Origin of the sequence: Sphaerotilus sp. (assembly GCF_013299175.1) — a bacterium.
In the GTDB taxonomy this organism is placed as follows: Bacteria; Pseudomonadota; Gammaproteobacteria; order Burkholderiales; family Burkholderiaceae_C; genus Sphaerotilus.
Window position 1 is genome coordinate 1 of sequence record NZ_JAAFKF010000137.1, and the last position, 8,289, is coordinate 8,289.

Below are 8,289 nucleotides of genomic sequence, written 5' to 3' on the forward strand. Positions count from 1 at the left end.
GCGTCCGGGCGCTCCTTGGCGATGATCTTCTCGACCACCTGCCAGGTGATCGGCTCGATGTAGGTCACGTCCGCCGTGTTCGGGTCGGTCATGATGGTCGCCGGGTTCGAGTTGACCAGGATGACCTTGTAGCCCTCTTCGCGCAGGGCCTTGCACGCCTGCGCGCCGGAGTAGTCGAACTCGCACGCCTGGCCGATGATGATCGGGCCGGCGCCGATGATGAGGATGGATTTCAGGTCGCTGCGCTTAGGCATTGTTCTTCTCCGCCACGTGCTGGGTCATGAGCGCGGTGAAGCGGTCAAACAGGTAGGCAATGTCATGGGGGCCGGGCGACGCTTCCGGGTGACCCTGGAAGCAGAACGCCGGCTTGTCGGTGCGCGCCAGTCCTTGCAGCGTGCCGTCGAACAGGCTGACGTGCGTCGGGCGCAGGTTGGCAGGCAGGGTCTCGGCATCGACCGCAAAACCGTGGTTCTGGCTGGTGATCGACACGCGGCCGGTGTCCAGATCCTTCACCGGATGGTTCGCGCCGTGGTGGCCGAACTTCATCTTGAAGGTCTGCGCCCCCGAGGCCAGCGCCATGATCTGGTGGCCCAGGCAGATGCCGAAGGTCGGGATGCCGGTTTCGATCAACGTCTTGGCGGCGGCAATCGCGTAGTCGCAGGGCTGCGGGTCGCCAGGGCCGTTGGACAGGAAGATGCCATCCGGCTGGTAGGCGAGCACGTCGGCCGCCGAGGTCTTCGCCGGCACCACCGTGACCTTGCAGCCGCGCTCGGCCAGCATGCGCAGGATGTTGCGCTTGACGCCGAAGTCGTAGGCGACGACGTGGAACTGCGGCGCCGTCTGCTCGCCGAAGCCGGGCTTGCCGTCGGCCGCGAAGAGTTGCCACTCGGTCTCGGTCCAGACTTCCGGCGCGCGCCGGGTGACGACTTGCGCGAGATCCTGACCGGCCATGTTCGGCGCACGGCGAGCGAGCGCGATGGCCTCGTCGATCATCGATTGCGTCACAGCAGTGTCAGCCGGAAATCCCATGATGCAGCCGTTCTGGGCGCCATGGGTGCGCAGCACGCGGGTGAGGCGGCGGGTGTCGATGTCGGCGATGGCAACGGTGCCTTCGCGCACGAGGTACTCGGCCAGCGTCATCGACTGGCGGAAGTTGGAGGCGCGGACGGGCAAGTCCTTGATGATCAGACCAGCGGCATGGACTTTCGAGGCCTCGACATCCTGCTCGTTGACGCCGTAGTTGCCGATGTGCGGATACGTGAGGGTCACGATCTGCTGGCAGTAGCTCGGGTCAGTGAGGATTTCCTGGTAGCCGGTGAGCGCGGTGTTGAACACCACTTCGCCGACTGTGTGACCGGCAGCGCCGATCGAGGTGCCTAGAAAGACTGTGCCGTCTGCGAGTGCGAGGATAGCGGGGGGCAGGACGGGCAGCACGGGAACTCCGGATAGAGCGCCCCCAGCGCTGCTTCAGACCGGTCGGGCTCTGCGGATGGAGCACTGGCGACAAGCGCCTTTCCGGTCAGGTGGGACAAGCATGCGACGCTGGGTAGCGTTGTTGGCAGACAAACCTGTGGATTATAGCCGTCCGGGGGTTTTCCCGGCCAGATCCTGCACCCAGCCTTCCTGATTCTTCTTGCAGCACCAGCGTCCCCCTTGGATCAATGGTGGCCATGGGTCAATCGGTACAAGTTGGCCGCTCCCTGGCACGGCCTACCCCGCAACGGGGGAGGAGACACGGTTGCAGGTGTTTTCATTTCGGGCAATCTTGCTAAGGTACTGACAGGAGACGACGTGGCACCTCAACGCCCCGCCAGCATCCACTCTGCAACATACCTCGACTGGAACCTCACATGCACAAGACCCTGACTTCCCTGGCCGCTGGCCTGCTGCTCGCAGCCGTTGGCACTGGCGCCCACGCTGCATCCAACCTGATCACCGCCGGTGACTTCGAGAGAGCGTCGGTAGCGGCCGACACGTTCGACACCTGGTCCAACCTGGGCGGCTACGGCGCGACGCTGTGGGGTTCCGACTCGACCAGCGGCACCCACAAGATCGTGGACGTGGCGGGCAACCAGTCCATGCAATTTGGTGGCGGCGATTCCGCCTACACGTCCTTCACCGCGGACACCGGTGGTCAGTTCAACCTGAGCTTCGACTACAACGGTTCGGGCTTCTGGGCGCTCTACAACCAGAACACGGCGAGCTACATCTCGAACGGCCCGCTGGTCCAGATCAGCGGCCAAGGCACCAACAACACCAGCCTGTCCCTGACCGACAACACCAGCTACAAGCTGTACTTCGGCTCGGTCGGCGCAGGTCTGCCGGGTCTGAACACTGGCATGACGCTGGACAATGTCGCCATGACCGCCGTGACCCCGGTGCCGGAACCCGAGAGCTATGCCATGCTGGTGGCCGGTCTGGGCGTGCTGGGCTTCGTCAGCCGCCGCCGCCAGCAGCGTTGATGCACGGCGCCTGACGGCGCTGCAGCGCAAGACAGAGAGCGCCCTGCGGGGCGCTTTTTGCTGCCCGCAACCCGCAGTCTCGCCGTCGCGCAGACTCAGGCGTGCGGATGCACCACCACCTTGCCCTTGACCTGCCGCGCCGCCATGCGCTGGATAGCGTCCTGCGCACCGTCCAGCCCGACCCGCTCGCTGATCACCGGATGGATGCGGCCCTCGGTGAACCACGCCGCCAGTTGTTGCATGTTGGCGAGGTGCGTGGCCGGATCACGCCGCACGGCATCGCCCCAGAACACGCCCAGGATCGCCCGTTCCTTGAGCAGCGCCAAGTTGAGCGGCACCTTGGGGATCGCCCCGGCCGCGAACCCGACCACCAGATACCGCCCGCGCCATGCTGTCGCACGCAGCGCCGGCTCGGTGTAATCACCGCCCACCGGGTCGTACACCATCTGCACGCCCTGCCCGCCCGTCAGCGCATCGACGCGCTTGCGCAGGTCTTCGCTGGTGTAGTTGACGGTCTCGTCCGCGCCCACCGTGCGGCACAGCGCCAGCTTGTCCTCGCTGGACGCCGCAGCGATCACGCGCGCGCCCATCTGCTTGGCGATCTCGATGGCCGCCAGCCCCACGCCGCCCGCCGCACCCAGCACCAGCAGCGTCTCCCCGGCCTGCAAGCGCCCGACCTCCTTGAGCGCGTGCAGCGAGGTGCCATAGGTCAGCACCAGCGCGGCGCCGGTGTCCATGTCCATGCCCTCGGGCAGCGGCATCACCTGGCGGGCGTTGACCACCACCTGCTCGGCAAACGCCCCGTGGCCGCAGAAGCTGATGACGCGGTCGCCGACCTTGGCATGCCGAACACCCTCGCCCACCGCCTCGACCACACCCGCCAGCTCCGCCCCTGGCGAGAACGGCAGCGCCGGCTTGACCTGGTACAGCCCCTGCACGATCAGTGCATCGGGGAAGTTGACGGCCGCGGATTCGACCCGGATGCGGACCTCGCCGGGGCCGGGCTCGGGGGTAGCGACCTCCTGCACCCGCAGTTGGTCGATCGGGCCGAAGGATTCGCAGATCAGCGCACGCATGGGCAAGGCTCCTGGGCAGACAGGGGTGAAAAAGGTCGCAGAGGTGGACGCATTCCAGCGCGCAGTCTGCTGGCGGGCGGAGCCTGCGCTTGACTCCTAGGCGACAGCACCACCCAACACCCACTGCCCCAGCCACCAGCCCAGCGCCACCGCGGCCAGCGCGCCCAGCAGATGCGCCGCGCTGTGCAGCACCGCCAGCGGCACCTGCCCCGTCTGCAGCAACAGCAGCGACTCCCCCGAAAAGGACGAGAACGTCGTCAAGCCACCGAGGAAGCCGGTGACGACCAACAGTCGGCTGTTAGTAGCTTCTGGATGGAGACAGAACCAGACCAGGGCGAGGCCGATCAGGAAACCACCCACCACGTTGACCGCCAGCGTGCCCAGCGGGAAGCCGGCGACGACGAAGCCGAGCCGCATCCCCGCCTGCCAGCGCAGCAGCGCCCCGAGCGAGGCGCCGAGCGCGACCGAAGCCGCCTGGAGCAGCGTCGGGGGCATGCGGTTCAGGCGCCGGTCGCGTTGCCCGAGACGATGCCCCAGCGGTGCAACGCCGCGTCGTCGCTGACGCGGGCATCGACCCAGCGGGCGCCTTCGGGCGTGGTTTCCTTCTTCCAGAACGGCGCCTCGGACTTGAGGTAGTCCATCAGGAACTCGCACGCCTGGAAGGCTTCGCCGCGGTGCATCGACGTGACCGCCACCAGCACGATCTGGTCGGCGATCTGCAGCGGGCCGACGCGGTGGATGACGCGCACGCCGCGGAGGTCGAAGCGGCGGAAGGCATCGTCGATCATCGCCTCGATGCTGCGCTCGGTCATGCCGGGGTAGTGCTCCAGCTCCATCGCGCTGATCGCACCGGCGACGGGCTGACCGGCGTGGCGGTCGCGCACGGTACCGACGAAGGTGGCGATGGCGCCGACGCCCGCGTCACCGCTGCGCAACGCGGCAACTTCAGCCGACAGGTCGAAGTCTTCGGTCTGGATGGAGACGCTGGACAGGCGCAGTGGCCGTGACGGCGGCGGTGTGGTCATGGCTCAGCCTCCGGTGACGGGCGGGAAGAACGCGACCTCGGCGCCCGGCGTCAACGCGGTGGTCTCGGCGCACATGGTCTGGTTGAACGCTGCCCGCAGCGCCCTGCCCCGCGCCAGCGCGCCCGCATGCGGCTCGCCGCGGGCGATGAGCTGGTCGCGCAACTGGCCGACGGTCAGCGGTGCGTCGAGCACCAGGGTTTCGCCTGCGCCGAGGGACTCGCGCAGGGACGCGAAATACTTGATGTGGATCTGCATGGTCAGCCCAATTCACTCAGCGGCACGAACCGCACCCTCTCGCCGCGGGCGATCACCTGCCCCGCCGCGACATCGACCAACCCGTCGGCCCAGACCGCCGAGGTCAGCACGCCGGAACTCTGGTTCGGGAACAGCGTGACGCCGCCCTCGGCGTTGACCCGTGCGCGCAGGAATTCGCGGCGGCGGTCGGGTTTCGGCCAGTCGAAATCGGCGCGCAGCGGATAACTGCGCGGCGCCAGGTCGGCCTCGGGCACCCCCTGCAGCCGCAGCAGCACCGGCCGCACCGTCAGCAGGAAGGTCACGAAGCTCGACACCGGATTGCCCGGCAGACCCAGGAACCACGCTTCGCTGCCGTCCTCGCGCCGCACCGCGCCGAACGCCAGCGGCTTGCCCGGCTTCATCGCGATCTGCCAGAGGTCCAGCCGCCCTTCTGCCTGCACGGCGGGGCGCAGGTGGTCTTCCTCGCCCATCGAGACGCCGCCCGAGGTGATGATCAGGTCACTCTCGGCCGCCGCCACTCGCAGCGCCTCGCGGGTGGCGTCGAGCCGGTCGGGGACGATGCCCAGATCCTGCACGTCGCAGCCCATCGCCTGCACCAGCCCGCGCAGCGTGTAGCGGTTGGAGTTGTAGATCGCGCCGGGGCGCATCTGCTCGGGCAGCACCTCGCCGGGCATCACCAGTTCGTCGCCGGTCGAGAACACGGCCACGCGCGGGCGGCGGGCGACTTTCAGCACGGCGGCGCCGACCGAGGCGGCCAATCCCAGCGCAGCAGGCGTCAGGCGCGTGCCAGCCGCGAGCACGACGGCACCGCGCTGCACATCCTCGCCACGGCGGCGAATCCACTGCCCGACGGGCGGCACCAGGTTGACGCGCACGCTGCCCAGTCCGCCGCCGGCCACCGCTTCGCACTGCTCCTGCATCACGACGACATCGGCACCGAGCGGTATCTGTGCGCCGGTGAAAATGCGCGCTGCCGTGCCCGGCTGCAGCGGCTCACCGACGACACCCGCCGGAGTGCGCTGGCTGACGGGCAGCACGGTGCCGACCTGGGGCACGTCGGCCGCCCGCATGGCGTAGCCGTCCATCGAGGTGTTGTCGGCTGGTGGCACGTCCAGCAGCGAACACACGTCCTCGGCCAGCACACGGCCGAGCGCGTCGAAGGTGGACACGGTTTCAGGCTGTGCGGCACAGGACGCGGACACCACCGCGAGCAGGTTCGCCAGCGCGTCGTCCAGGCTCTGCAGCACCGGGCGGCGCGGGGCCGCCAGCGGTTCAGCGTTGTTGAGGGGCACGGTAGCCATAGCGTTGCGGGTCGCTTCGCAGGAAATCGGCCACCGACGCCGGATCGTCCAGATCCAGCAAGGGCAGCGCGGTGGAATGGGGCACGGCGTCCTCTGCCGGGCGGGCAATCGCGATGACAAACGGATCGTTCGGGTAGGCCGCTGGTGCGCCATGGGCGGCGCGCCAGACTTCGACCTTGGGCAGATCGGCGTGCTTGAAGCCTTCGACGATCACCCAGTGCTCGGCGCCGAACGCACTCAGATCGCTGAGTTCGGCGATGAGCTGGTGGACGGACAGATCGGCCTCGACCTCGAACTCGCGCATCAGCGCCAGCCGGTGGCCGTTGGCGACCAGCACCTCGAAGGCGCCGGCCTCGCGGTGGCGGTGGCTGTCCTTGCCGGGGCGGTCGATGTCGAAGTGCTTGTGGGCGTGCTTGATCACGGAGACGCGGCAGCCCTGCGCCTTCAATGCGCGGATCAAGCCCTCGCCGAGCGTGGTCTTGCCCGAACCGGAGGCGCCGCAGAGTCCGACGACGTTCACAGCGGGACGTGGTCGCGGACGTACTGCTGGACCACCGCCGTGTCGGCCGGCATGACCCGGAACCGCTTCGGGCGCGACTCCAGATCGGCCAGTGCGGGCGGGCGTGGGGCGTGGACATCCGGGCCGAGGGCTTCGGCGATGGTGGACTCGAACTTCGCGGGCAGCGCGGTTTCGAGCACGATCATCGGCACGCCGTCCTCGCGCAGCTCGCGCGCCACCTTCACGCCGTCGGCGGTGTGGGTGTCGATCAGCACGCCCTGGCCTTCCCAGGTAGCACGGATCGTGGCGACGCGGTCTGCGTGGGTCGAGCAGCCGGACTGGAAGCCGTAGCCGGCGATGCGGGCGAACTCTTCCGGGGACACGGCGAACACGCCCTCGCGGTTCAGCGCCTCGCCGAACAGTGCCTTGGTGCGTGCGCCATCGCGGCCAAGCAGGTCAAACACGAACCGCTCGAAGTTCGACGCCTTGCTGATGTCCATCGACGGGCTGGACGTTTCCCAGGTCTCGCTGCTGCCGCGCACGCGGTAGGCGCCGGTGCGGAAGAACTCTTCGAGCACGTTGTTCTCGTTGGTGGCGACGACGAGGTGCTTGACCGGCAGGCCCATCATCCGCGCCACATGCCCGGCGCAGACGTTGCCGAAGTTGCCGGACGGAACGGTGAAGCTGACCTGCTCGTCGTTCGATTTCGTGGCCTGGGTAGCCTGGAAGTAGCCAGCGAAGTAGTAGACGACCTGGGCCAGCAGGCGCGCCCAGTTGATCGAGTTGACGGTGCCGATGCGGTAGGCGCGCTTGAAGTCGAGGTCGTTCGACACGGCCTTGACGATGTCCTGGCAGTCGTCGAACACGCCTTCGACGGCGAGGTTGTGGATGTTCTCGTCCTGCAGCGAGAACATCTGCGCTTGCTGGAACGGACTCATGCGGCCGTGCGGCGAGAGCATGAACACGCGCACGCCGGCCTTGCCGCGCATCGCGTATTCCGCTGCGCTGCCGGTGTCGCCGGAGGTGGCGCCGAGGATGTTGAGCTGCTCGCCGCGGCGACCGAGTTCGTACTCGAACAGGTTGCCCAGGAGCTGCATCGCCATGTCCTTGAAGGCGAGCGTCGGACCGTTGGACAGCGACTCCAGGCACAGGCCCGGCTCCAGCGGCTTGAGCGGGACGATGGCGTCGGTGCCGAAGACGTCCGTGGTGTAGGTCTTGCGGGTCAGGGCGCGCAGGTCGTCGGCCGGGATGTCGTCGATGTAGAGCGACAGGATCTCGAAGGCGAGGTCGGCGTAGGACAGGCCGCGCCAGCGGGCGAGCGTGGCGGCGTCGATCTTCGGGTAGCTGACCGGCAGGTACAAGCCGCCATCGGGCGCGAGGCCCTCCAGCAGGATCTCGCAGAAACGGCGCTCGGTCTGGTCGCCTCGGGTGCTGATGTAGTTCATGGGGTATCGGACGGCATCGCCGCAAGCCGTCCACGGGCATTGGCGAGCAGGTTCTGGAAATCGACGGACAGCGGCGATTGTCGCAGAGCGGATTCGGCGAGCCGGACCTCGCGCTCGAAACAGGCACGGGCGGCGGGTGCATCGCCGGCTTGCCGGTGCAGATCGCCGATGCGCTCCACAGAACAGGCCAGATCGAACAGCGCCTCGGGCGACTCCCCCGTCACCT

At 68.0% G+C, this 8,289-nt stretch carries 11 protein-coding genes; 1 reads left to right on the forward strand and 10 read right to left on the reverse strand.

The features are described from left to right. Together QZW52_RS17430 and carA are read right to left on the reverse strand one after the other, a co-directional pair. On the reverse strand, positions 1-254 hold a 254-nt coding region (locus QZW52_RS17430; protein ID WP_294001021.1), incomplete at its 3' end, for a carbamoyl phosphate synthase preATP-grasp domain-containing protein. Beyond that, on the reverse strand, positions 247-1,434 hold the full coding sequence (gene carA / locus QZW52_RS17435; protein WP_294001022.1) for a glutamine-hydrolyzing carbamoyl-phosphate synthase small subunit: 1,188 nt from the start codon (positions 1,432-1,434) through the stop codon (positions 247-249). The genes QZW52_RS17430 and carA, both read right to left, overlap by 8 nt. 416 nt (positions 1,435-1,850) lie before the next feature. Here carA and QZW52_RS17440 point away from each other — a divergent pair, with 416 nt between their 5' ends. After that, positions 1,851-2,462, forward strand: coding sequence for a PEP-CTERM sorting domain-containing protein (locus QZW52_RS17440; protein WP_294001023.1), 612 nt, complete (start codon positions 1,851-1,853; stop codon positions 2,460-2,462). 95 nt (positions 2,463-2,557) lie between these two features. Here the strand turns inward: QZW52_RS17440 and QZW52_RS17445 are convergent, their stop codons facing one another. The 8 genes from QZW52_RS17445 to QZW52_RS17480 all read right to left on the reverse strand — a co-directional run. Then, positions 2,558-3,538: an NADPH:quinone oxidoreductase family protein gene (locus QZW52_RS17445; protein WP_294001024.1), complete on the reverse strand. Its 981-nt coding sequence runs from the start codon at positions 3,536-3,538 to the stop codon at positions 2,558-2,560. A 96-nt stretch (positions 3,539-3,634) separates the two neighbouring features. Continuing rightward, complete coding sequence (crcB, locus tag QZW52_RS17450; protein WP_294001026.1) at positions 3,635-4,033, reverse strand: fluoride efflux transporter CrcB; 399 nt, start codon at positions 4,031-4,033, stop codon at positions 3,635-3,637. Between the two features lie 5 nt (positions 4,034-4,038). Further along, positions 4,039-4,563: a molybdenum cofactor biosynthesis protein MoaE gene (locus QZW52_RS17455; RefSeq protein ID WP_294001028.1), complete on the reverse strand. Its 525-nt coding sequence runs from the start codon at positions 4,561-4,563 to the stop codon at positions 4,039-4,041. A gap of 3 nt (positions 4,564-4,566) precedes the next feature. Next, the gene (locus tag QZW52_RS17460) at positions 4,567-4,818 is read right to left on the reverse strand and encodes a MoaD/ThiS family protein (protein ID WP_294001029.1); all 252 of its coding nucleotides are present in this window, start codon (positions 4,816-4,818) and stop codon (positions 4,567-4,569) included. 2 nt (positions 4,819-4,820) lie between these two features. Continuing rightward, positions 4,821-6,119, reverse strand: coding sequence for a molybdopterin molybdotransferase MoeA (locus QZW52_RS17465; RefSeq protein ID WP_294001031.1), 1,299 nt, complete (start codon positions 6,117-6,119; stop codon positions 4,821-4,823). After that, entirely contained in the window at positions 6,091-6,639 is a 549-nt protein-coding gene (mobB, locus tag QZW52_RS17470; RefSeq protein WP_294001033.1) for a molybdopterin-guanine dinucleotide biosynthesis protein B, read from the reverse strand. Before mobB ends, QZW52_RS17465 begins: the two co-directional genes overlap by 29 nt. Next, entirely contained in the window at positions 6,636-8,063 is a 1,428-nt protein-coding gene (thrC, locus tag QZW52_RS17475; RefSeq protein ID WP_294001035.1) for a threonine synthase, read from the reverse strand. The genes mobB and thrC overlap by 4 nt, the downstream gene beginning before the upstream one ends. Further along, a partial coding sequence (locus tag QZW52_RS17480) for a hypothetical protein (protein WP_294001037.1) occupies positions 8,060-8,289 on the reverse strand: 230 nt, incomplete at its 5' end. The genes thrC and QZW52_RS17480, both read right to left, overlap by 4 nt.

Excerpts from the sequence above, each read along its gene's own strand:
- QZW52_RS17445 (WP_294001024.1), bottom strand. The coding sequence starts at position 3,538 with ATGCGTGCGCTGATCTGCGAATCCTTCGGCCCGATCGACCAACTGCGG.
- QZW52_RS17460 (WP_294001029.1), bottom strand. The coding sequence starts at position 4,818 with ATGCAGATCCACATCAAGTATTTCGCGTCCCTGCGCGAGTCCCTCGGC.
- QZW52_RS17440 (WP_294001023.1), top strand. The coding sequence starts at position 1,851 with ATGCACAAGACCCTGACTTCCCTGGCCGCTGGCCTGCTGCTCGCAGCC.
- QZW52_RS17465 (WP_294001031.1), bottom strand. The coding sequence starts at position 6,119 with ATGGCTACCGTGCCCCTCAACAACGCTGAACCGCTGGCGGCCCCGCGC.
- crcB (WP_294001026.1), bottom strand. The coding sequence starts at position 4,033 with ATGCCCCCGACGCTGCTCCAGGCGGCTTCGGTCGCGCTCGGCGCCTCG.
- QZW52_RS17455 (WP_294001028.1), bottom strand. The coding sequence starts at position 4,563 with ATGACCACACCGCCGCCGTCACGGCCACTGCGCCTGTCCAGCGTCTCC.
- thrC (WP_294001035.1), bottom strand. The coding sequence starts at position 8,063 with ATGAACTACATCAGCACCCGAGGCGACCAGACCGAGCGCCGTTTCTGC.